Raw genomic sequence first — 22,001 nt, forward strand, 5'->3', positions numbered from 1 at the left:
GACTTACTTCTTGGCCACCTGTGAGGTGAGCTTGAGGTAGTCCAGCAGAATCCGCCCGGTTTCACTCAGATAGGCGTCATCTTCCGGCTTGGTCTTTTCAGGCTCGACCGGCAGTGCATCTTCGTCTTCTTTCTTCATTTCCTTGAGCGGCGCTTCGCCCTTGGCCTGGCGGCGGGCGTTTTCCATCACCAACTGCTTGGCATCGATATCGGCGTGCTGGGCGCGACGCTCGGCTTCGTTGAGGCTGACGGTCTTTTCGGCCATCAGCTTCTCGGCCAGGGCCAGTTTGTCACGGATAAAGATGAACTCGGCATCCTTGGCCACCCGGGCTTCGTGCTCGGCCTTGAGCTTGTCGATATAAGGCTTGAACGGGTCGACGGCTGGCTTGATCGCAGGACGGATGGTGTCCCACGGCATGGCTTCGGGCAGTGCGCTTTCGCCGATTTCCTTGGTGTCGATAATCGACGGGAAGGCGACGTCAGGCAGAACGCCCTGATGCTGGGTGCTCTGGCCGGAAACCCGGTAGAACTTGGCCAGGGTCAGTTTCAGCTCACCGTGATTCAGCGGCTGGATGGTTTGCACCGTGCCCTTGCCGAACGTCTGGCCGCCGATAATCAGCGCGCGGTGGTAGTCCTGCATGGCACCGGCGAAGATCTCCGAAGCCGAAGCCGACAGGCGGTTGACCAGCAATGCCATAGGGCCTTTGTAGAACGCCCCCGGGTTTTCGTCTTCAAGCACGTCGACCTTGCCGTCTGCATTACGCACCAGCACGGTCGGGCCCTTGTCGATAAACAGGCTGGTCAGTTCGGTGGCTTCCTGCAACGAGCCGCCACCGTTGTTGCGCAGGTCGATAATCACGCCATCGACTTTTTCTTTCTGCAACTCGGTCAGCAGTTTTTTAACGTCACGTGTGGTGCTCTTGTAGTTCGGGTCGCCAGCACGGAACGCCTTGAAGTCCAGGTAGAACGCCGGAATTTCAATCACGCCCAGCTTGTAGTTCTTGCCATCCTGCTTGAGGTTGAGGATCGACTTTTTCGCCGCCTGCTCTTCAAGCTTCACCGCTTCACGGGTGATGGACACGATCTTGCTGGTCTGGTCATTGGGCGCGTTGCTCGCCGGAATCACTTCCAGGCGCACCACGGAGCCTTTAGGGCCACGAATCAGCTTGACCACTTCATCCAGACGCCAGCCGATCACGTCGACCATCTCTTTGTCGCCCTGGGCAACGCCGATGATCTTGTCGGCCGGTGCGACCTGCTTGGTTTTATCGGCCGGGCCTGCCGGCACCAGACGGACAATTTTTACCTGGTCGTTATCGCTCTGCAACACGGCGCCTATGCCTTCCAGCGACAAGCTCATATTGATATCGAAGTTTTCCGCGTTATCTGGCGACAGATAGTTGGTGTGCGGATCGTAAGACATGGCGAAGGTGTTGATATACGCCTGGAAGATGTCTTCGCTGCGGGTCTGGTCAAGGCGCGACAATTGATTCTTGTAGCGCTTGGTCAACAGTTCCTGGATTTTCGCAGGCTCTTTGCCGGCGATTTTCAGACGCAGGACTTCATCCTTGATGCGTTTGCGCCACAGGTTGTTGAGTTCGGCTTCGGTCTTGAGCCATGGAGCGTCCTTGCGGTCGATCTCCAGGGTTTCCTTGGCGTTGAAGTCCAGCGAGTCAACGCCCTTGTTCAACTCGGCAAGCGCAAAGTCCAGGCGCGATTTGACGCGATCCAGATAGCGTTTGTAGATAATGAAACCGGGGTTCAGATCGCCGCTTTTGAGGAAGTCGTCAAACTGGAATTTCCATTTGTCGAATTCGGCAATATCGCTGGCCAGAAAGTAACTGCGCGAAGGGTCGAGCAGCTTCAGATAGCTGTCATAGATGATTGCCGAGCGGGCATCATCCAGTGGCGGCTTGCTGTAATGATGGCGCTTGAGCAGCTCAACAACGTTAAGACTGGCAATTACCTCATCACGATCGGGCTGAAGGTTATCCCAACTGTTAGCGGCGAACGTATTGGCCGAAAACGGCAAAACGCCTAGGCCAATGAATAGGGCAAGTGCGGTGCTAGGGAATAAATGCTTCATGCTGATTCGACGCGGGGGCAATTGATAACGCATATTAGGCCGTCTTTGAAGTCGCCGGTTCCATCAAGGACCGGTCGCATAATGCAAAAAGCCCGGTGCAACAGCTCCGGGCTCAGTCCAGACTCACTATGGAGGCACTGTGAAAGCATTGCAAGGCGTTGAAGGTCAAGTGAAGTGGGTTGAAGAGCCAAGCCCCACCTGTGATGTAGGGCAAATCCGTATTCGTGTGGCGGCAGCCGGACTCAATCGGGCCGATCTGTTACAAAGCGCCGGACTCTATCCGCCGCCGCCGGGGGCCAGTGAGGTATTGGGCCTGGAGTGTTCAGGTGTGGTCAGCGAAGTAGGGCCAGGGTCGTCCTGGCAAGTGGGTGATCGCGTCTGTGCCTTGCTGGCCGGGGGTGGCATGGCCGAGGAAGTGGTGGTTGATGCCCGTCATGCACTGCCGGTGCCTGAAGGTTTGTCGCTGCTGGAGGCTGCGGCATTGCCCGAGGTGTACAGCACGGCATGGCTGAACCTGTTTCAACTGGCCGCGCTCAAGCCGGGCGAAAAAGTATTGCTGCACGCGGGGGCAAGTGGTGTTGGTTCAGCGGCCATTCAGCTGTGCAAAGCCTTTGGTAGCCCGTGCTGGGTGAGCGTGGGCTCGGCCGAGCGCCTGGCTTACTGCCAGGCGCTGGGTGCCCAGGGTGGCGTGGTGCGTACCGAGGGGCTGGACAGTCTCAAGGCGCTGGGGCCTTTCGACGTGGTGCTGGACCCTGTGGGGGCCAACTATGCCGAATCCAACCTCAAACTGCTGGCCCAGGACGGGCGCTGGGTGTTGATTGGCCTGATGGGCGGGCGCAAGGCCGAGCTGGATCTGGCGCTGGTCCTGGGCAAGCGTATTCAGTTGCTGGGCTCGACCCTGCGCAGCCGCAGCGATCAGTTCAAGGCGGATTTGCTCAGTGATCTGGGGCAGCAGGTATGGCCATTGTTTACCGAAGGTCGCCTGAGTCCGCAACTGGCCAAGACCTTCCCGATTGAGGACGCGCAGGCAGCGTTTGCCGAACTGGCCAGCAACCAGGTGTCGGGCAAGCTGGTGCTGGTGATCGACAGCAGCTTAACCTGATCCTCTGTGGGAGCTGGCTTGCCTGCGATACAGGCGATAGGGTCTGGCAGGTCAATCGCGGTGATGCCATCGCGAGCAAGCCCGCTCCCACAGTTTCAGGGCAGCGTTTGCCGAGAGCTGGCCAGCATCAGGCCTTGAGGGCGCCACAAAACCTGTGGGAGCTGGCTTGCCTGCGATGCAGGCGATAGGGTCTGGCAGGCAAATCGCGGTGATGCCATCGCAAGCAAGCCCGCACCCACAGTTTCAGGGCGGCGTTTGCCGAGAACTGGCCAGCATCAGGCCTTGAGGGCGCCACAAAACCTGTGGGAGCTGGCTTGCCTGCGATACAGGCGATAGGGTCTGACAGGCAAATCGTGGTGATGCCATCGCGAGCAAGCCCGCTCCCACAGTTTCAGGGGGTCATTTCCAGTGATGAATCGGCCACCCGGCCTTTTCAGCCTGTTCGCGCAGCACCGGGTCCGGGTTTACCACATGGGGGTGATCGACCTTGAGCAGCAGCGGCAAGTCGTTGCGCGAATCGGAGTAAAAGCTCGCGCCTTCCAGGTTTTCTTCCTGCTCATCCAGCCACTCCAGCAGGCGCGTAATCTTGCCTTCGCGGTAAGTCAAAGTGCCCACCGTGTGCCCGGTATAAAAGCCGTGAGCCACTTCCAGCTCAATGCCCAGCACTTCATCGATACCCAGGCGCTCGGCAATGGGTTTGACCAGGTGGGTGCCCGAGGCCGAAATGACCAGGATCCGGTCGCCCGCCTTGCGGTGCGCGGCAATGGTTCTGGTTGCGTCACTGAAGATGATCGGTTCGATATAGTCCTCAACCCAGGGCTCGACCAGGTGCGCGACTTCTTCGGGGCTGCGGCCGATCAGCGGCTCCAGGCTGAAAGCCATATAGTCTTCCATGGCCAGCTCGCCCCGGCTGTAGGCGGCCATCAGTTCGTTGTTGCGCTGCATGAACGACACCGGGTCGACCCAGCCCAGGCGGCCCATCTGCTCGCTCCAGAGGGTGGCGCAGTCGCCATGAATCAGGGTTTCGTCCAGATCAAAAATTGCCAGGGCCATCAGCGCAACTCTCTCTTCAGTGAATTCAGGAACATCAGGCTACCTCACAAAGGGTGCTCGAATCGATGGATAGCGCAACGGCTTGGCCGTCCGGGTACAAATCGCCGGGCGCACGGTTGAGTACGTCGACGATCAATTGCACGCCACGCACCTCGACGCGATAGCGGATCACGTTTCCCAGCAGGCTATGACTCAGAATCACCCCGTCCGGCTCACCCTGCACACTCAACCCCAGGGTTTCCGGGCGAATGGCGATGCGGCTGCTGACCGGGCGCTGCAACAGGCGGCTGGCAGTTTGCGCGTCCAGCAGGTTGTAGTTGCCGATAAAACCTGCGGCGAAGGCATCTGCCGGGGCTGCATAGAGGGTCTGAGCATTGCCGCTCTGCACGATATGACCCTTGTTCATCAGGAAAATGCGGTCGCTCATCACCAGTGCTTCTTCCTGATCGTGGGTCACGAAGATAGTGGTCAGGCCCAGCTCGCGCTGGATGGTGCGGATCTGCTCGCGCAAGTGCTTGCGAATTCGCGCATCCAGCGCCGACAGCGGCTCATCCAGCAGCAGCAGGCGCGGACGCGTCACCAGTGAGCGGGCCAGGGCCACACGTTGGCACTGACCACCGGACAACTGGTGCGGATAGCGCTTGGCGAAGTCATTCAGCTCCACCAGTTGCAAGGCTTCGGCCACGCGTTTGTGGCTGTCATCGGCCTTGACCTTCTGCATGCGCAGGCCGAAGGCCACGTTTTGTTCGACAGTCATGTTGGGGAACAGCGCATAACTCTGAAACACCATACCGATGCCACGCTTTTGCGGGCTCACTGGCACGATGTCCTGGCCATCGAGCAGGATCTTGCCGCCATCTACCGGCGTCAACCCGGCGATACAGCGCAGCAGCGTGGACTTGCCGCAACCGGACGGGCCGAGCAGGGTGACGAATTCGCCCTTGGCGATGCTGCAGTTGATATCACTGAATACCGGGGTGCCGGAATAGGATTTTTGCAGGTGTTCAACGCTGACGAAGCTCATTGGCTTTTGTCCTTGTTCAGGAAGGTGGCAACCCAGGTCAGCACCAGTACAAAGAGGAAATAGGATATGACCAGCGCGCTGGTGAAGTGGCCGCTGCTGTTGCGCATATTGTTCAGGAATACCTGCAAGGTCTCGTAGCGGGTGCCGACCAGGATATTGGCGAACACAAACTCGCCAAACAGGAACGAGAATGACAGCAGCAGGGCTACCATCAGGCCTTTACGCAAATTGGGCAGCACCACCAAAAATGCCGCCTGCCAGGTGCTGGCACCCAGCAGTTGGGCCGCGTCCATCAAGTCGCGCAGGTTGATCGCCTGCAAGTTGTTGGTGATCGCGCGGTACATGAACGGCAGTGCGACGGTGAAATAACAGCCGATCAGGATCCACGGGGTACCGACCATTTGCAGCGGGCCGGAACCATAAAGTTGCAGCAAACCTACCGATGACACCACCGGCGGTACGGCGAATGGCAGCAGGATCAGAATGTTCATCAGCGCATCCAGCTTGGGGAAGTGGTAATGCACCACAAAGAGCAGCGGCAGGATCAGCACCACGGACAGCACCAGTGCGGCGACGCAGACCAGCAGCGACTGGCCGAAGGCCTTGAGGAAGCGCGGGTCGCTCCACAGCTGGTCATACCACTTGAAGGTAAAACCGCTGGGTAACACCGTGGCTGACCAGCTGCTGGCGATGGAGTAGATAAACGTGCCCAGCAGCGGTAGCAACAAAATCAGAAACAGCAGCCAGACCACACTGCGGTGGTACAGGCTGGCGGAAGTGGTTTCAGCGCGCGACATGGTAGCTCCTCTTTAACAGCCACTGATGCACCAGGGTTACCAGGGTCATCAGCCCCACCAGGATCACGGCCAGGGCGCTGGCCATGTTCGGGTCCAGGCTGATATCGCCTGACACCATCGCGGCAATGCGGATGGGCAGCACGTTGAAGTTGCCGGTGGTCAAGGCATACACCGTTGCATAGGCGCCCAGGGCGTTGGCCAGCAGGATAACGAAGGTGCCGAGCAGTGCCGGGGTCAGTACCGGCAGGCCGATAAACCGCCAGAACTGCCAGCTGTTGGCGCCCAGCAGGGAGGCTGATTCGCGCCAGTCCTCGCGCAGGGCATCGAAGGCGGGGTAAAGCAGCAGCACGCCGAGGGGGATCTGGAAGTAGGTGTACAGGATGATCAGGCCGGTTTTCGAGTAGAGGTTGAAGTCCTCGATGATCCCTGCCTGTTTGAGCATGATCGTGATACTGCCGTTAAACCCCAGCAAAATGATGAAGGCGAAGGCCAGCGGTACGCCGGAGAAGTTACTGGTCATGTTGGCGAATGCGTTGACGAAATTGCGCAGCCGCGAATCCACCTTGCGCAGCGAATAGCTGCCCAGTATGGCAATGATGATGCCGAACAGGCTGGACCAGAAACTGATCTCCAGGCTGTGTTGGATGGCCTGCAGATAGAATTTGGAATTGAAGATCTTGATGAAGTTGGCCAGGCCCCAGCCACTTTCTTCCGATTGCACACTGTGGATCAGCACCCACACCAGCGGGGCGATCTGAAACACGATAAAAAATACCGCGAAGGGCACCAGGCACAGGACTGCAAGCCATTTGCCCCGGGTCATGGCGCGGGCCTCAGCAGCTCGCGGCACAGCGGTTTGTCGTGAGCTACGCCAAGCAACTCGCAGATCGTGCCGCACAACTCGAGCTGTTTTGGCATGACATCCGGGTTCAGGCTGAACGCATCGCCCAGCACAAACAGTGGCACTTCACGCTCTTCGGGCAGCAAGCCGTTATGGGAGCGATCGTTGTTCATGCCGTGGTCAGCAGTGACCAGAACTTGGTAGCCGGCCTGCAGCCAGCCTTGCAGATAGTCGGCCAGGATAATGTCGGCCGAACGCGCACTGTTGCGGTATTGCGCGGTATCGAGGCCGTGTTTGTGTCCGGCATCGTCGATATTCATGGGGTGGACCAGTAAAAAATTCGGCTTGTGTGCCACCCGCAGGCTTTCTGCGTCGGCGAACAGGTGGGAGTCAGGGTAATGATCACTCCAGTAGAAATGCCCGTATTGGATTGGTAAGTCCCCAGCCAGGGTATGGCGATCCCGGGCAATCACGAATGGCGAGCGGTTATAGAGCTCACTGATCCAGTGATAGGCCGCTGCCGCTGTGCTCAACCCGGCATCGCGAGCGTAATGGAACACGCTGCGCTGGTTGGACAGGCGCGAGACATTATTGTGGACAATGCCGCTTTCAATCGGCGGCACGCCGGTGAGGATGCACTCGTAGAGCGGGCGCGACAGGGCTGGCAACTCGCAGGTGAGCTTGTACAGTGCGGCCCGTTCTGCACTGACATAGGCCTGCAGATGGCCCATGGCAAGGCGGGCGACCTCAAAGTTCAAGCCGTCGAGCACTACCAGAATGACGTTGTGTTTCATGTAAGACTCCGCTGGCGCAGCGCAAAAGCTGTTGTTGGAGCGGGCTTGCTCGCGATGGGTACAACCCGGCACATCAGATGGATCGAGTCGATGGCATCGCGAGCAAGCCCGCTCCCACGCAGATCAAGGCGCAGGGTTACTGCATATTGATGATGACTTCTTCCTGCCACAGCTGCGGCAAGGCCTTGGAGGTCTTTTCCCAGGCGTCGGCGTCTTTGATCGGGGTGACATTTTTGTACTGGTCGTTGGACAGCAGCTTGGCCTGCACGTCAGCCGGCAGCTTCAGGTGCTCGGCACGAATCGGCCGTGCATTGCCCCGCGCCAGGTTGGTTTGCCCGGCATCGCTGAAGATGAATTCGCGAGTCAGCTTGGCGGCGTTCGGGTGTTTGGCGTATTTGTTGATGATGGTGGTGTAGCCCGAGATCACCGAACCGTCGGACGGGATCAGCACCACATAGTCATCCGGGTTGGCCATTTTGGCTTTGTAGCTCAAGCCGTTGAAATCCCAGACCACGCCGACTTCCACTTCACCTTTCTCCATCGTGGCGATGGTCGGGTTGGCCAGTGACAGGCGGCCTTGCTTGGCGATGTCGGCAAACATCAACAGGGCCGGTTGCACGTTCTTTTCATCGCCGCCATTGGCAATGGCTGCAGCCAGCACGCCATTGGTGGCCTGGGCCGCGGTGCTGACATCACCGATCGAGACCTTGTATTTACCCGACTTCAGGTCAGCCCATTTGGTCGGCACTTCAGAGCCGTGCAGCAGCTTCTTGTTGACGATAAACGCAATGGTGCCGGTGTAGGCCAGAGCCCAGTTGCCGTCTTTATCCTTGGCCCAGTCCGGGATCTGTCCCCAGGTGGTTGGCTTGTACGGCTGGGTTACGCCTTTGGCCACGGCAATCGGGCCAAAGGCGGCGCCCACGTCACCGATGTCGGCACTGGCGTTGTCTTTTTCCGCGGCAAACTTGGCCACTTCCTGGGCCGAACTCATATCAGTGTCGATGTGCTTGAGGCCGTAGAGCTTGTTCAGATCGGCCCAAGTGCCTTTCCAGTTGGCCCAGTCATCGGGCATGCCGACGCTGTTGACCGTGCCTTCAGCCTTTGCTGCGGCTTCCAGGGCTTTTAAATCGACATCGGCGGCCATGGCCGATGTGCACAGGGCAATGCTTGAACCTAACAGTGATGCGAGGAAAAACTGTTTCATCCGAAGCTCCTTGGGCGTTTTCAACGCTGGGTTTTATTGCTCTTTTGCGGTGGGTTGGTCTAGGTCAGCAATACCTGAGCCAATTTAAGCCCGGCAGATGACACTTTAATGTCGGCATTGGTTGTGCAAGGCATATCGCCAGCCAGCGTGTGTGTTCCGGCTAAGCGTAGACCATCGGGAAGGCCCCGGCTGGCAAGGGGTTTGGCGCATTTTGACGGGTATATGAGCGCCCTCTTGTCATCGAACAGTCATATGTTCTGCCTAGGCTGACAGGTTCAGGGAGTGACCGTTTGACGGCCATGTTTGCCCACTTTTGGTGCTGGACTAGTCCAGCCAGGTAACGTTGATGCGAGAAGGTGCACCCAAGGCGGTAACAGCGATAAGTCGCACGCTGCAAGAGCAGATTGAGCACGGTCTACTGGCGGGAGGCAGTCAGCTGCCGGCCGAGCGCAAACTCAGCGAGTTATTCGCCACCACCCGCGTCACCGTGCGCGAAGCGTTGTTACAGCTTGAATCCCTGGGGCTGGTGTATCGGGAGGAGCGGCGCGGCTGGTTTATTTCGCCGCCGCGTCTGGCGTACAACCTGATGCAGCGCAGCCACTTTCATGCCATGGTCACGGCCCAGGGGCGAGTGCCAACCACCGAGGTGATCTCGGCGCGCCTGCTGCCGGCCACGGCTGCGGTGTGTGAGCGCTTGCAGTTACCAGCGTTATCCAGCGTGATCCAGATCTGCCGGGGCCGGCGGATTGACGGGCGGCTGGTGCTGTATGTGGAGCACTACCTGAATCCGCAGTACTTCCCGCAGATCCTTGACCTTGATCTGACGCAGTCGATTACTGAGCTGTATGCCCGGCATTACGATTTGCATTACGGCCGGGTGCGTTTTGAGATTGTGCCTACGGCGCTGCCGGTAGAGGCTGCAGCGACGCTCAAGGTATCAACCGGCAGCCCGGGTTTGCGCATTGCGCGGGTCAATTACGACCAGCACGAACGGCTGATCGACTGTGATCTGGAGTATTGGCGACATGATGCGATTCATGTCGGGGTGGATGTGCAGGAGCGTTGAACAAACCTGCTTTTGTGGGAGCGAGCCTGCTCGCGATGCATACTGCGCGGTCTGTCAGGAGAACCTGGCCGATATCATCGCGAGCAGGCTCGCTCCCACAAGTTATTGGCTCAATCCTTTTGCAGGATACCGCTGCCCGCCGTCACCACCTGCACACTCAAGCGCGGGGTGGCCAGGTCCAGCCCGGCCTCATCCAGGTGACGCTTGAGCGACAGGTTGAACGCCCGCGACACTTCCCATTGCTTGATCGGTGCCGTCTTGAAACGGGCACGCAAAATGGCGCTGCCGGACTCGAAACTCTCGACCCCCTGAATCTCCAGTGGAGACCAGATATTGCGCCGCTGCAGCGGGTCGGTGCGCATCTTTTGCCCGACTTCGCGCATCAGCTTGATGGCGTCGTCGATTTCCATGTTGTAGGGGATGGCGACGCGGAAGATGGCGTAGCCAAATTCCCGGGAGTAGTTCTTGATGCTTTTGATTTCACTGAACGGGATGGTATGCACGATGCCGTCGATATCGCGCAGGCGCACGGTACGAATGGTCAGCCCTTCAACCGTGCCCAGATGCCCGCCGACATCGACGTAGTCGTCGATGGCCAGGGAATCTTCGATAATGATAAACAGGCCCGTGATCAGGTCGGCAACCAGTGACTGAGCACCAAAACCGATGGCCAGACCGATTACGCCGGCACCCGCAAGCAGGGGGGTGACGTTCATGCCCATATTGGCCAGGGCGACGATCAGCGCAATGATGAAGATCGCGGCAAACAGGATGTTGCGAATCAGCGGCATCATGGTTTGCGCGCGGGCATTGGCCAGGCCCTTGCGCGATCGGGTCAGGGCATGGTGGATGGCGGTGTCGGCGAGAATCCAGATCAGCCAGGCAAACAGCAGCGTACCGCCAAGGCCGAACAGCTTGACGCTGATCTCGTGACCCTCACCCTCGGTAAAGCCGATCAGCGACATACCCCACACCCGCAGCCCCAGCTCGATAAACACCAGCCACACAATCAGGTGGGCCAGGGTGTAGACGAAACTTTTCAGACGCTCGGAATACAGCGCATGGCGCTTGTGGCCACGTTGCGGCTTTTGCGCATGACGGCGCACCAGCCCGTTGATCACCATGCACAACACCACCAGCACGGTACAGATCAGCGACTGGCGCAGCGCGGTGCTGGTGTCGCCTGCCGAGATAAACGTGGCCGCCAGCGAGATGCCCACCAGAATCAGCGCCGCGACATACCAGTAAGTGCCGAGGATCTCGATGCTGTCGCTCAGGGCGCGACGGGTCAGGCGGCGCGACAGGGGTTGATTGCGGATCAAGTGGGCGATAGGGCGGCGGAAACGGATGATAAACAGGCCGGTGGACAGCGCCGCCATCACATTGGCAAAGGTCGCCGCGGTATGCGCCAAGTGCACGCCCAGGGTGGCCACCAGTCGCGGATCGCTCAGTGCTTCGCCAAAGGCTGCGAAGCTGCCGATCCACCACAGCGGGCGAAATGCCTGGTGCCGCAGGATATGCAAGGCGCGGTGCCGGTGGGGGCCATCGAGCAGCGAGAAAAGGATCACGCAGATGGCCGAGAAACAGGTGCCAATAACCAGCGCGTACGCCAGCACCATTGCCAGGTCCTTGCCCAGCGAAGACGGCAGGGAGTAACTCATGTACACCGTGATCATCAGCGCGACCATCCACGGCCCCAGCTTGCGCAAGGCAAAGCGCAGCATGTCGACGGCCTTGGGGTGTTGCGGCAATTCCTCGCTCAGGCCAAATCGCAATCGCACCCGGTGGCTGACCCAGATCAGCAGGGCGGCCAGCAGGCTCCAGATCATGATGACCAGGGCAAAGCCAAAAATGATCGGCAGCCATTCATTGGCTGGCAGCATCAATGCAGAAAGTTCTTCCTTGGCCTGGGAGATTTCCTTGGTCCAGCGATAGGTTGGACTGTCATCGCCGGAAAACTGCTTTTCGAGATCAGCCAGGGTGCTGCCGATCAACCCCAGAACGCCTATCTCGGCTTCGGGCTGGGCTTTTTTGGTGGCATCGCGAAGTTTTTTCAGGTCGGCCAACAGCTTGCTGCGCTGCTGATCGTTTTCGAGGTTCTTGATCACCTCGTCCAGCGATTGGCCCAGTGGCTCGGTAGGTTGTGCCTGGGTTTTGTCCGAACTGCCCAGCATGCCCGGCAAACCGACGGCCTGCGCAGAGGTCATGGGCAAGAGCGTCAGCAGGCAAACCAGCAGGAAACAGGGCAGGGCGACAAGACGGGAAAACACTGGGCGATCAACCTCGAGGGGGAGCGAATTGGCCGAGTGTACGCTAGGCCCCGTGATCATTCATTTCTTGTCACATAAATAAATGATCGCGGGCCCGGGGCGGGAAAATGTCGGAGCTACTCATTCAGTTTGGCGAGGATTTTGAAGATGATGGTGCCGAATATCAGCAGCATGCCAGCCCAGATCATCAGCACGCCGATGCCACTACTGCGTTCGCGAAAGTTGAAGCCAATGGTCAGCAGCAGCATGCCGCAGATAATTGGAATCATCATGGAGTGGAAGGCAGTGGTTTCAAACATGGTGAGAGGGACCTGTGCAAGTGAGTGCCCCAAGTCTAGGTCGGTTTGCGCAGATGTGTGGTGATGTGTATCAAAAATGAATCAGCCAGACGCAGAACCTTGAAGCCGCTGCCGCAGTCTGCGACGGGTTGCGCAGCGACCCTGCTTTATCGAAGGTCCTGCGGCCCCTTATCGCAGCCTGCGGCAGCGGCTTCAAGGAATATGCCTTACGGCAACTGGTTGCTGGCGTAGAACGCGCTCAGCACTTTGACCAGGTGAGCCAGGTCATGGCTGCCGGCCAGTTCGCGGATCGAGTGCATGGCGAAGGTCGGCAGGCCGATATCCACGGTGCGCACGCCCAGGTGGCTGGCAGTAATCGGGCCAATGGTCGAACCGCAACCCATGTCGCTGCGCACCACAAAACTTTGCACGGGTACTTCCACGGCCATGCACAGGTGGCGGAAGAATCCGGCGGTTTCGCTGTTGGTGGCGTAGCGCTGGTTGCTGTTGACCTTGATCACCGGCCCGGCATTGAGCTTGGGCCCGTGATTGGCATCGTGCTTGTCAGCATAGTTGGGGTGAACGCCGTGGGCGTTGTCTGCCGAGACCAGCAGAGATTTCTGGATCGTGCGTACGTACTCGTCGCCCTCAGGCAACAGGCGTTGCAGGATTTGCTCCAGCATCGGGCCATCGGCGCCGCAGGCCGAGCACGAGCCGACTTCTTCGTGGTCGTTGGCCACGAACAGACAGGTTTCTTCGGTCTCGGTGGTGAGCAGGGCTTGCAGGCCTGCGTAGCAGGACAGCAGGTTATCCAGGCGCGCACCGGCGATAAAGTCGCCGTTGAGGCCGATCACCGCAGCGCTTTGGGTGTCGTAGAAACTCAGCTCGTAGTCCAGCACCACGTCGGCATTGAGGCCGTGCTCGCGGGCCAACTGGTCGGTGAGCAACGCGCGGAAGTCAACGCGCTCATCACCGGCCACCTGGGCCAGGATCGGCGGCAGTTCGGTCTGCGGGTTGATCGCCCAACCTTCGTTGGCAGTACGGTTGAGGTGGATCGCCAGGTTGGGGATAGTCGCAATCGGCGCCTTGAAATCGATCAGCTGGCTTTCGACCTGGCCATCGCGGCGGAAAGTGACGCGCCCGGCCAGGGACAGGTCACGGTCGAACCAGGGCGCGAGCAATGCACCGCCGTAGACCTCGACGCCCAATTGCCAGAAGCCCTGGCGTTGCAGTTCGGGTTGTGGCTTGACCCGCAGGCAGGGGCTGTCTGTGTGGGCGCCAACCATGCGGATACCGCCGTGCAGGGGCGAATGGCGACCCAGCTTGAAGGCGACGATGGAAGAGTCATTACGGGTGACGTAATAGCGGCCATTGGCTTCGGTGAACCAGGTTTCGCGCTCGTCGAGGCGCTGGTAGCCGGCGGCCTCAAGGCGCTGAACAAGACTGGCAGTGGCATGAAAGGGGGTAGGGGAGGCCTTGAGGAAGTCGATCAGGCCTTGGTTCAACTCTTCGCGCATAAGTTACTCCAGACAGCAAGGCCGCGAGTTTAGCGCATTGATCGCAAGATTTGGCTCTCTAATGCAGCTCTTGTGGGAGCGGGCTTGCTCGCGATGGCATCAGTGCGATGTTCCTGCAAAACCGCGTCGCCTGTATCGCGAGCAAGCCCGCTCCCACAAGGGGTGGTAGGTATTTAGAACGGTGCCGGGCACTCAAAGCGCAGGCGTTCACCGGTTTGCGGGTGGGTGAAGCTCAGCATGCTCGCGTGCAGGCACAAACGCGGCCATGCGGCCAGGGCTTGCGGGTGCGCATACAGGCCATCACCGAGCAGCGGGTGGCCGATTGACAGCATGTGCACGCGCAACTGGTGCGAACGGCCGGTAATCGGTGTCAGCTCAACGCGGCAGTAATCGCCACACCGCTCCAGGATCTTCCAGAAGGTCAGTGCGTTTTTACCGAATTCATGGTCAACCACGTGCCGGGGTTTGGTCGGCGGGTCGTAGCGCAGGGGCAGATCGATGCTGCCGCTGTCCAGCTCGGGCTGGCCCCAGGCTAGTGCGGTGTAGGCCTTTTCGGTTTCGCGGTCGTGAAACTGGCGGGAAAGCTCACGGTGAGTGTCAGCGTCCCGCGCCAGCAAAATAATACCGGACGTTTCCCAATCCAGACGGTGGACAATGCGCGCCTCGGGGTAGCCGTTTTCTTGCAGGCGGGTAATCAAACAGTCCTTGTTGTCATCGGCCCGGCCCGGCACCGAAAGCAGCAAGGTCGGCTTGTTGACCACCAGAACGCCAGCGTCCTCATGGATAATGTGAATATTGGACAACGGCATTAAAACAGCCTCTTGAAAAACGCCAACGGCGACAAAGGAGCCTCCCCTGCAGGGAAGGCACCGAGGTCGCCGTGGTGCCCGCCGGATCGATTAACGATCTGGCAGTGTGATGTTGAGTTCCAGAATCGAGCAGCTACCTTCGTTTTCAAGGGCGATCTGTACAGAATCGTCGCCGATGTTGACGTATTTGCGGATCACCTCGACCAGCTCTTTTTGCAGGGCAGGCAGGTAGTCCGGGGTGCTGCGTTGGCCACGCTCGTGCGCCACGATGATCTGTAGACGCTCTTTCGCCACCGACGCGGTTGTTGGCGTTTTGCGGGTACGAAAGAAGTCAAAAATGTTCATTGTTTAGTTGCCTCCAAACAGGCGCTCGAAGAATCCCTTCTTCTGTACATCAAGGAACCGGTGCTCCACGGTTTTGCCCAGCAGGCGATCAACGGCATCGCTGTAGGCCTGACCGGCGTCGCTTTGATCGTCAAGGATCACTGGCACGCCCTGGTTGGATGCCTTGAGAACAGCCTGGGACTCCGGGATCACGCCCAGCAGGGCCACGGCCAGAATCTCTTTGACGTCTTCAACGCCGAGCATTTCGCCTTTGGAAACGCGATCAGGGTTGTAGCGGGTCAGCAGCAGGTGCTCCTTGATCGGATCCTGGCCCAGTTCGGCGCGGCGCGACTTGCTGGCCAGCAGGCCCAGCATGCGGTCCGAGTCACGTACCGAGGACACTTCCGGGTTGGTCACGACTACCGCTTCGTCAGCGAAGTACATGGCCAGGTGGGCACCGGTTTCGATACCGGCCGGGGAGTCGCAGACCACGTATTCGAAGGTTTCCTTAAGCTCCATAAGAACTTTTTCGACGCCTTCCTTGGTCAGCGCGTCCTTGTCACGGGTCTGGCTGGCGGCCAGCACGTAGAGGTTTTCCAGGCGCTTGTCTTTGATCAGCGCCTGCTGCAGGTTGGCTTCACCGTTGACCACGTTGACGAAGTCATACACCACGCGGCGCTCGCAACCCATGATCAGGTCGAGGTTACGCAAGCCGACGTCAAAGTCGACGATCACTGTTTTGTGGCCGCGCAGAGCGAGGCCGGTACCGATAGCGGCGCTGGTGGTGGTCTTACCCACACCACCCTTGCCGGATGTAACCACTAGAATCTTGGCCAAGGTGTTTCACCCCTAAGGAAAAAGGACTTTTTAGCCCCTGAATAACATCTCTATGAACGACTGCAGGTGAACAGCCTTGGCGGGTCATTGTTCAAGTCGCGTTTACGCTGTGTAAACGCTGCCTGATTGCTTGTCCCTACAAGGAAAAGTCTGTTTTCACTACGATTTTGAGATGCTTGGAAAATGGCGAGAGTATCCGTTAAAGCCGGGTGATGTTCAACATGTCACTTGACAGACTGATCTGAACACCTGTTCCCCACAGAGGATCCCGACGCAGGTCTTCGGATACCTTGTACTTGCCCGCAATTGACACTAGCTCGGCGCTCAGCTGCTGGCAAAAAATCCGTGCCTTGGTGTTGCCCTTGTGCCCGGCCAGTGCGCGGCCCCGCATAGGCCCGTACACATGGATGTTGCCATCCGCCATAAGTTCCGCACCGGGGCTGACTGAAGCGATCACCACCAGATCACAGCCTTCGGCATACACCGTCTGGCCGCCGCGTACCGGGCTGGTGATGATCCTGGTCGGCTTGATCGCCGGCTCTGGCGGTTTTTCCGGTTTTTTTGCCTCGACCACCACTTCAACCGGATCAATCGGCCGCTCACGGGCGCCGGAGGGTGGCAGTACAGGCAGGTCGATGGCAATGGCGGCAGCGATGTCCTCGATGCGGTTGGCGCGAATGGCCAGGGTGCGCAGGCCATGTTGGCGGCAGACGCGCATCAGCCCCGGCAAATCGATGGCACCTTCACTGGCGGGCAGCTTGTCCAGCGCCAGTACCAGCGGGGTATTGCTGAAAAAATTCGGGGCCTGGGCCACTTTGGCGGCCAGTTGGCGGTCCAGGGCTTCAAGGTTGTTGTGCGCAAGTTCCAGCACCGTGATGGCGAGCATACTGCCCTTAAGCTGGAACACGGGGGCTTGGTCTAGCGATTCGGTTTGGCTCATGGTTGCTTAACGCGACTTGTCACTTAAAGTGCTGAGACTTATAACGAGAACGCCGGCAGGCCGCAAGCCGGGTCTAACGATGTAGAATGGCCGACCCTTGTGTCTGTCCGGAATCATTAATGGATCGCCCGCGTTTTCGTGCCGCTTTTTTTCATCCGCGTTTCTGGCTGCTATGGCTGGGTCTCGGCGTGCTGTGGCTGGTCGTGCAACTGCCTTATAAAGTACAACTGTGTATCGGCCGTGGTCTCGGCGCCCTGATGTATCGGGTGGCCGGTGATCGCCGACGTATTGCCACGCGCAACCTTGAATTGTGTTTCCCTGAAAAGACCCGCGCCGAGCGCAAGCAGTTGCTCAAGGACAACTTCGCCTCGACCGGTATCGCCTTCTTTGAAATGGCCATGAGCTGGTGGTGGTCAAAACCGCGTCTGGCCAGGCTGGCCCATGTCGAGGGGCTGGAGCACCTGAAGCAGGCTCAGCTTGAAGGCAAGGGGGTAATCCTGATGGCATTTCACTTTACCACCCTGGAAATCGGCGCTGCCTTGCTGGGTCAGCAACACACCATCGACGGCATGTACCGCGAACATAAAAACCCGCTGTTCGACTTTATCCAGCGTCGTGGCCGTGAGCGGCACAATGTAGATTCGCTGGCTGTCGAACGTGATGACGTGCGCGGCATGCTCAAGCTACTGCGCTCAGGGCGGGCGATCTGGTATGCGCCCGACCAGGACTACGGCGCCAAGCAGAGCATCTTTGTGCCTTTGTTCGGCATCCAGGCGGCCACCGTTACCGCCACCAGCAAGTTCGCCAAACTGGGCAAAGCGCAGGTTGTGCCCTTTACTCAACAAAGACTGGCCGACGGCAGTGGTTACAAGCTGGTCATTCATCCGCCACTGAGGGATTTCCCCGGAGAAAGCGATGAGGCTGATTGCCTGCGAATCAATCAATGGGTTGAGCGGGCGGTGCGTGAATGCCCCGAGCAGTATCTGTGGGCCCATCGCCGCTTCAAGACCCGCCCGCCCGGCGAGCCGAAACTGTACGACAAACGCGGCTGAGGCGGCCGCACTGGCGTGACTGCGGTTGCGCCGGTGACGGGCCTGATACTGTCTGGTGGTGGTGCGCGGGCGGCCTATCAGGTCGGCGTGCTGGCGGCGATTGCCGAGTTGCTGCCTGCCGGTGCCATCAACCCGTTCCCGGTGATTGTCGGGACGTCAGCGGGCGCGATCAATGCGGTCAGCCTGGCTAGCGGGGCGATGGATTTCACCCGCGCGGTCGAGCACCTGACCCTGTTCTGGCAGGGCTTTGAAAGCTGGCGCGTGCTGCGCAGCGACTGGTCGGGGGTTTTGCATCAGGCCACGCGTTTTTTTGCTCACAGTCTGCTCGGGCTAGGCTCGCATGTGCCGGTGGCGCTGCTCGACAGTTCGCCCTTGCGCGATCTGCTCCAGGACAGGATCAACTTCCCCGGTGTTGAACAGGCGATTGCCGGGCATCACCTGCGGGCTGTCGCGGTTACTGCATTTGGCTATTCTTCCAGTCAGGCGGTGACCTTTTATCAAGGCAAGGGCACCATCAATGGCTGGTTGCGCCATCGGCGCATCGGCATGCCCACCGCTTTGACGGTTGAACATCTGCTGGCCAGTTCGGCCATCCCTCTTCTGTTTGCCCCGGTCAAAATCGGCGAAGAGTATTTTGGCGATGGCGCAGTGCGGCAGTCGGCGCCAATCAGTCCGGCGCTGCATCTGGGAGCCAACCGGGTGCTGGTGGTGGGGGTGAGCGGCAACCCGCGCGGGCCGGACCTTCAGGCCGGCCAGTCGCACTACTACAACGCTCAACAACCGACGCTGGCGCAAATTGGCGGGCATATGCTCAACAGTACGTTTATCGACAGCCTGGAAAGCGATATCGAGCTGCTTGAGCGGCTCAATCACTTCAGTCGCCTGCTGCCCAGGCAATCCGACAACCTCGGTTTGTCCCCCGTGGAGGTGCTGGTGATTGCGCCGAGCCAGCCTATAGACGAAATCGCGGCCCGCCATCGGCATGAGCTGCCGGCCGCGCTGCGCATGTTCCTGCGTGGCCCCGGTGCGACCAAAACCAGTGGTGCAGGGGTGCTCAGCTACCTGCTGTTCGAGGCGGGTTATTGTCGGGAGTTGATCGAGTTGGGGCGACGCGATGCGATGGCCAAGCGCGATGCGCTGTGCCAGTTTTTGCGGGTTTGAACTGCTCGCTTTTGTAGCCGCTGCCGCAGGCTGCGATAAGGGCCGCCGGCCCTTCCTCGGGGTCGCTGCGCAACCCATCGCAATCTGTTGCAACGGCTACAGGTTTACTCGGCAATCTGCAATTTGCGCGCTTCGGTGTAGATGTAACGCAGCTTGTCGTATTCGAATGGCGAGTCGAACTGACCATAACGGAAGCTGGTGGTATAGCGTTTGTCGACAGCGCCCAGCACCCAGATCTCGGGATGGCGAGTGCTCTCGTGCGGCACGTTCAGGAAGTTGATTTCCTGGTTGACGCCATAGTCGACCACCAGGCCCGTGGTGTCGCGCAGGTTCGACGGGCCAAGGATCGGCAGCATCAGGTATGCACCGCCGGGTACGCCATAAAAGCCCAGGGTCTGGCCGAAGTCTTCACTTTGACGGGGCAGGCCCATGGCTGTGGCCGGATCCCACAGCCCGCCGATGCCGATGGTCGTATTCAGCAACAAGCGCCCTGTGGTTTCCATCGAGCGATGGCCCTTGAGCTGCAGCAGGCTGTTGAACAGGTTGGGGACATCCCCCAGGTTGTTGAAGAAGTTGCTCACACCCGTGCGCAAAAAACTGGGCGTGACATAGCGATAGCCATTGACCACCGGGAGGAACACCCACTGGTCGAAGCGGTAGTTGAAATGGTAGATCCTGCGATTGATCGGCTCCAGCGGGTCATAGATGCTCAGAGCGTTCATGGTGGCGCGCTCGAACTCACGCTGATCCAGGCCCGGATTGAACTTCAACAGTTTCAACGGCTGGGTAAACCCGTCGACATCGGGGGTCAGTTCCGTGTGAGCTTTGCTGTTGTCGGCTTGGGCGAAGCCGGCGCCGAGCAGGGCGGCGAGAAGCAATAATTGTTTAGCCACGGAAGAACTCCAGCATATCGTCAGCGTTGACTCGGTAATTGATGTTGCCGCAATGGCCGCCATAGGGGTAAACCGTCAGGCGATTACCGAAGGTTTTACGCAGGAATCCGAGGTCGCCAGGGCCCAGGATGATGTCGTCGGCGTTATGCATGACGGCAATCTTCGGGCTGTTTTTCAGGTAATCCTGCAGGGCGTACAGGCTGACCTGATCGATCAACTGCAGCAGGCTGCCGCCATCGGTCTTGGCGCGCCACATGGGGATCACTTGCTCGGTCAGGTAGCAGTCAAAGTCACACTGCAGCGAACGCTTGAGGAAAGGTGTCAGGCTGGTGCCTTCGGTGATCGGGTAGTTCGGCGGGGTGATCAGGCCACGGCGGTTGATCAGGTCCGAGGTGAACACGATATCGGCTGACGAGAAACGAAACACCGTGCCGATCAGCATGGCCATTTGCTCGTTGGTCAGGCGCTCCTTGGAGTTTTGCAGGTCATACACCAGTGCCGCATTGAGGTCGACCCGGCCTTTATCCTGGAAGTAGCGGGTCAGCTTGCCCAGCACCAGTTCGTAGAACGTGGTGGAGTTGTTGATGCCTTTGACCTCGGTCTGCACCAGCTTGTCGAGGTTGCTGATGGAGGTAAAGAGATTGACCGGCGGGTTGAGCATCAACACTTTTTTGAAGTTGAAGCTTTTGCGTGTTTCATCCAGGTGGCTGACAAAGGCAGCATCCAGCGCACCCAGGCTATAACCCGCGAGGTAGTAGTCGGTAACGGGCAATTTGGCCTGTTGGGCGCGTACAGCCTGCATCACATGATACAAATCCTCGGCGTCGTACTGGCTGATGCCGGGTGTGGCCAGGCGCGAGGCCGAACTCATGAAGTCATAGCTGGTGGGCGATGACAGCTGAACGACGTGATAGCCTTCCTGATAGAAGAGCTTTTTAAGGTATTCGTTGAGGCTGCTGTCGTAGGCAGCACCGGTGCCGGCAATCAGGAACATCAATGGCGCCGGGTGATCCTGTTTGGCCATGCGGTAAGTGAGCTTTTTCACCGCCCAGAAATTGGCCGGCAGTATGTGCTCACGTTCAGGGCGCAGGTTGAGGGTGTAGTCCGACTGGTTGATATCATCTTCGTCGGGCAGCAGCGGGCGCATTTGCGGCGGAGTGGTGGCAATCGTAGCTTCAAACGGATTGGTTATCGGGTAGCCATACGTTGCGGGGTCGACATCGACCGCCTGCGCGGACGCACTCAAGATAAGGCCGCCCAGTAAGGCAGCGAAGGGCAGAGAACGGAGCATGGAGGCTATCCCTAAATAAGATGCGCAAAAGTTTCGCAGGCTATGACCACAAGGCTCGTACTGAAGTGCCCGTCAATGGCACTAAATAATTCCCCAAACAGTCCCGAACAGGCAAAAAGTCACTCAAGATACACGCTGAATGACTTTAGTTAACAGATATCTGATTGCAAGGCTTGTATAGCTGTAGATGGGGATTAAGCTGGGCGCCGTTTTTGCCTATCGGAGTTTGTTATGCGACCTCGTTTGCCGTGGATCTTGCTGCTTATCGCTCTGCCTGTATGGTTGCTCGCCAGTTATGGGCTGCGATACGGCTTGATGGAGGACTCGCAGTGGGTGGGGACCTGTGTGGCAGAGGCTGCGCGCTGGGAATGCCAGTTGCGGGCAAACCTGGGCTTGTTGATTCATTTCCGGGTATTGGGCTGGGTCGCGCTGGTGCTGTCGATTATTGCTTTTTGCGTGCGTGGTCGTGTCGGCTGCGCACTGGCGGTGCTGGCCCTGCTGTTCGGCCTGCCCGCACTGGCGTTGTATAACGCCAGCCTCGCAGTGTTTGCCGTGGTGATCGCCGGGTTGCGCCTGGTGCGGGCCGCGAAGTAAGAGTTTGAAACATTTGTGGGAGCGAGCCTGCTCGCGAAAGGTCTTTGAGGCCTTCGCGAGCAGGCTCGC

Annotated in this window: 21 protein-coding genes; 5 read left to right on the forward strand and 16 right to left on the reverse strand. The window is 59.0% G+C overall.

Annotated elements, in window-relative coordinates:
* Positions 1-3: 3 nt before the first annotated feature.
* Complete coding sequence (locus GHO42_RS07890) at positions 4-2,085, reverse strand: carboxy terminal-processing peptidase (RefSeq protein ID WP_169916690.1); 2,082 nt, start codon at positions 2,083-2,085, stop codon at positions 4-6.
* Positions 2,086-2,224: 139 nt separating this feature from the next.
* Between GHO42_RS07890 and GHO42_RS07895 the strand changes: the two genes are divergently transcribed.
* Positions 2,225-3,187 carry an NAD(P)H-quinone oxidoreductase gene (locus GHO42_RS07895; RefSeq protein ID WP_095002136.1) on the forward strand — a complete coding sequence of 321 codons (963 nt, stop codon included), beginning with the start codon at positions 2,225-2,227 and terminating at the stop codon, positions 3,185-3,187.
* Positions 3,188-3,586: 399 nt separating this feature from the next.
* Here the strand turns inward: GHO42_RS07895 and GHO42_RS07900 are convergent, their stop codons facing one another.
* The 6 genes from GHO42_RS07900 to GHO42_RS07925 all read right to left on the reverse strand — a co-directional run bounded on the left by GHO42_RS07900 (position 3,587) and on the right by GHO42_RS07925 (position 8,900).
* Positions 3,587-4,240, reverse strand: a complete 654-nt coding sequence (locus GHO42_RS07900; protein ID WP_095002135.1) for an HAD family phosphatase — start codon at positions 4,238-4,240, stop codon at positions 3,587-3,589.
* Between the two features lie 34 nt (positions 4,241-4,274).
* Positions 4,275-5,264 carry an ABC transporter ATP-binding protein gene (locus GHO42_RS07905; protein ID WP_095002134.1) on the reverse strand — a complete coding sequence of 330 codons (990 nt, stop codon included), beginning with the start codon at positions 5,262-5,264 and terminating at the stop codon, positions 4,275-4,277.
* On the reverse strand, positions 5,261-6,061 hold the full coding sequence (locus tag GHO42_RS07910; protein WP_095002133.1) for an ABC transporter permease: 801 nt from the start codon (positions 6,059-6,061) through the stop codon (positions 5,261-5,263). Before GHO42_RS07910 ends, GHO42_RS07905 begins: the two co-directional genes overlap by 4 nt.
* Positions 6,048-6,884 (reverse strand): ABC transporter permease subunit, encoded by an 837-nt coding sequence (locus GHO42_RS07915; RefSeq protein WP_095019107.1) that lies wholly within the window; start codon positions 6,882-6,884, stop codon positions 6,048-6,050. The genes GHO42_RS07910 and GHO42_RS07915 overlap by 14 nt, the downstream gene beginning before the upstream one ends.
* Positions 6,881-7,696, reverse strand: a complete 816-nt coding sequence (locus GHO42_RS07920) for an alkaline phosphatase family protein (protein WP_095019108.1) — start codon at positions 7,694-7,696, stop codon at positions 6,881-6,883. The genes GHO42_RS07915 and GHO42_RS07920 overlap by 4 nt, the downstream gene beginning before the upstream one ends.
* A gap of 136 nt (positions 7,697-7,832) precedes the next feature.
* On the reverse strand, positions 7,833-8,900 hold the full coding sequence (locus tag GHO42_RS07925) for an ABC transporter substrate-binding protein (protein WP_153327499.1): 1,068 nt from the start codon (positions 8,898-8,900) through the stop codon (positions 7,833-7,835).
* A 346-nt stretch (positions 8,901-9,246) separates the two neighbouring features.
* On the opposite strand from GHO42_RS07925, the gene GHO42_RS07930 reads away from it, so the two are divergent.
* The gene (locus GHO42_RS07930; RefSeq protein WP_095002129.1) at positions 9,247-9,966 is read left to right on the forward strand and encodes a UTRA domain-containing protein; all 720 of its coding nucleotides are present in this window, start codon (positions 9,247-9,249) and stop codon (positions 9,964-9,966) included.
* A gap of 110 nt (positions 9,967-10,076) precedes the next feature.
* On the opposite strand, the gene GHO42_RS07935 is transcribed toward GHO42_RS07930, so the two are convergent.
* From GHO42_RS07935 to minC, 7 genes are all read right to left on the reverse strand, one after another.
* On the reverse strand, positions 10,077-12,236 hold the full coding sequence (locus GHO42_RS07935; RefSeq protein WP_095002270.1) for a mechanosensitive ion channel domain-containing protein: 2,160 nt from the start codon (positions 12,234-12,236) through the stop codon (positions 10,077-10,079).
* Between the two features lie 116 nt (positions 12,237-12,352).
* Positions 12,353-12,535: a hypothetical protein gene (locus GHO42_RS07940; RefSeq protein ID WP_095002128.1), complete on the reverse strand. Its 183-nt coding sequence runs from the start codon at positions 12,533-12,535 to the stop codon at positions 12,353-12,355.
* A 206-nt stretch (positions 12,536-12,741) separates the two neighbouring features.
* Positions 12,742-14,031, reverse strand: a complete 1,290-nt coding sequence (locus GHO42_RS07945) for a M18 family aminopeptidase (RefSeq protein WP_095002127.1) — start codon at positions 14,029-14,031, stop codon at positions 12,742-12,744.
* Between the two features lie 173 nt (positions 14,032-14,204).
* Positions 14,205-14,840: an RluA family pseudouridine synthase gene (locus GHO42_RS07950; protein WP_095002126.1), complete on the reverse strand. Its 636-nt coding sequence runs from the start codon at positions 14,838-14,840 to the stop codon at positions 14,205-14,207.
* A 90-nt stretch (positions 14,841-14,930) separates the two neighbouring features.
* Entirely contained in the window at positions 14,931-15,185 is a 255-nt protein-coding gene (minE, locus tag GHO42_RS07955; protein WP_016780154.1) for a cell division topological specificity factor MinE, read from the reverse strand.
* Positions 15,186-15,188: 3 nt separating this feature from the next.
* Positions 15,189-16,001 (reverse strand): septum site-determining protein MinD, encoded by an 813-nt coding sequence (gene minD, locus GHO42_RS07960; RefSeq protein WP_029611321.1) that lies wholly within the window; start codon positions 15,999-16,001, stop codon positions 15,189-15,191.
* Between the two features lie 199 nt (positions 16,002-16,200).
* Complete coding sequence (minC, locus tag GHO42_RS07965; protein WP_095002125.1) at positions 16,201-16,941, reverse strand: septum site-determining protein MinC; 741 nt, start codon at positions 16,939-16,941, stop codon at positions 16,201-16,203.
* Between the two features lie 119 nt (positions 16,942-17,060).
* Here minC and GHO42_RS07970 point away from each other — a divergent pair, with 119 nt between their 5' ends.
* Complete coding sequence (locus GHO42_RS07970) at positions 17,061-17,993, forward strand: lipid A biosynthesis lauroyl acyltransferase (protein WP_153327503.1); 933 nt, start codon at positions 17,061-17,063, stop codon at positions 17,991-17,993.
* 15 nt (positions 17,994-18,008) lie between these two features.
* Positions 18,009-19,154 (forward strand): patatin-like phospholipase family protein, encoded by a 1,146-nt coding sequence (locus GHO42_RS07975; RefSeq protein WP_178126968.1) that lies wholly within the window; start codon positions 18,009-18,011, stop codon positions 19,152-19,154.
* A 104-nt stretch (positions 19,155-19,258) separates the two neighbouring features.
* On the opposite strand, the gene GHO42_RS07980 is transcribed toward GHO42_RS07975, so the two are convergent.
* Positions 19,259-20,047 carry a VacJ family lipoprotein gene (locus tag GHO42_RS07980; protein ID WP_095002122.1) on the reverse strand — a complete coding sequence of 263 codons (789 nt, stop codon included), beginning with the start codon at positions 20,045-20,047 and terminating at the stop codon, positions 19,259-19,261.
* Positions 20,040-21,338 (reverse strand): serine/threonine protein kinase, encoded by a 1,299-nt coding sequence (locus GHO42_RS07985; protein ID WP_095002121.1) that lies wholly within the window; start codon positions 21,336-21,338, stop codon positions 20,040-20,042. The genes GHO42_RS07980 and GHO42_RS07985 overlap by 8 nt, the downstream gene beginning before the upstream one ends.
* 231 nt (positions 21,339-21,569) lie before the next feature.
* Here GHO42_RS07985 and GHO42_RS07990 point away from each other — a divergent pair, with 231 nt between their 5' ends.
* Positions 21,570-21,932, forward strand: a complete 363-nt coding sequence (locus tag GHO42_RS07990) for a hypothetical protein (protein ID WP_095002120.1) — start codon at positions 21,570-21,572, stop codon at positions 21,930-21,932.
* The last annotated feature ends 69 nt before the right edge of the window (positions 21,933-22,001 follow it).

The sequence above is a fragment of the Pseudomonas sp. FSL R10-0056 genome, from assembly GCF_009600105.1.
Classification (GTDB): domain Bacteria; phylum Pseudomonadota; class Gammaproteobacteria; order Pseudomonadales; family Pseudomonadaceae; genus Aquipseudomonas; species Aquipseudomonas bubulae.

Excerpts from the sequence above, each read along its gene's own strand:
- minE (WP_016780154.1), bottom strand. The coding sequence starts at position 15,185 with ATGAACATTTTTGACTTCTTTCGTACCCGCAAAACGCCAACAACCGCG.
- GHO42_RS07970 (WP_153327503.1), top strand. The coding sequence starts at position 17,061 with ATGGATCGCCCGCGTTTTCGTGCCGCTTTTTTTCATCCGCGTTTCTGG.
- GHO42_RS07905 (WP_095002134.1), bottom strand. The coding sequence starts at position 5,264 with ATGAGCTTCGTCAGCGTTGAACACCTGCAAAAATCCTATTCCGGCACC.
- GHO42_RS07900 (WP_095002135.1), bottom strand. The coding sequence starts at position 4,240 with ATGGCCCTGGCAATTTTTGATCTGGACGAAACCCTGATTCATGGCGAC.
- GHO42_RS07890 (WP_169916690.1), bottom strand. The coding sequence starts at position 2,085 with ATGAAGCATTTATTCCCTAGCACCGCACTTGCCCTATTCATTGGCCTA.
- GHO42_RS07950 (WP_095002126.1), bottom strand. The coding sequence starts at position 14,840 with ATGCCGTTGTCCAATATTCACATTATCCATGAGGACGCTGGCGTTCTG.
- minC (WP_095002125.1), bottom strand. The coding sequence starts at position 16,941 with ATGAGCCAAACCGAATCGCTAGACCAAGCCCCCGTGTTCCAGCTTAAG.
- GHO42_RS07920 (WP_095019108.1), bottom strand. The coding sequence starts at position 7,696 with ATGAAACACAACGTCATTCTGGTAGTGCTCGACGGCTTGAACTTTGAG.
- GHO42_RS07990 (WP_095002120.1), top strand. The coding sequence starts at position 21,570 with ATGCGACCTCGTTTGCCGTGGATCTTGCTGCTTATCGCTCTGCCTGTA.
- GHO42_RS07925 (WP_153327499.1), bottom strand. The coding sequence starts at position 8,900 with ATGAAACAGTTTTTCCTCGCATCACTGTTAGGTTCAAGCATTGCCCTG.
- GHO42_RS07915 (WP_095019107.1), bottom strand. The coding sequence starts at position 6,884 with ATGACCCGGGGCAAATGGCTTGCAGTCCTGTGCCTGGTGCCCTTCGCG.
- GHO42_RS07930 (WP_095002129.1), top strand. The coding sequence starts at position 9,247 with ATGCGAGAAGGTGCACCCAAGGCGGTAACAGCGATAAGTCGCACGCTG.
- GHO42_RS07985 (WP_095002121.1), bottom strand. The coding sequence starts at position 21,338 with ATGCTCCGTTCTCTGCCCTTCGCTGCCTTACTGGGCGGCCTTATCTTG.
- GHO42_RS07940 (WP_095002128.1), bottom strand. The coding sequence starts at position 12,535 with ATGTTTGAAACCACTGCCTTCCACTCCATGATGATTCCAATTATCTGC.
- GHO42_RS07945 (WP_095002127.1), bottom strand. The coding sequence starts at position 14,031 with ATGCGCGAAGAGTTGAACCAAGGCCTGATCGACTTCCTCAAGGCCTCC.
- GHO42_RS07910 (WP_095002133.1), bottom strand. The coding sequence starts at position 6,061 with ATGTCGCGCGCTGAAACCACTTCCGCCAGCCTGTACCACCGCAGTGTG.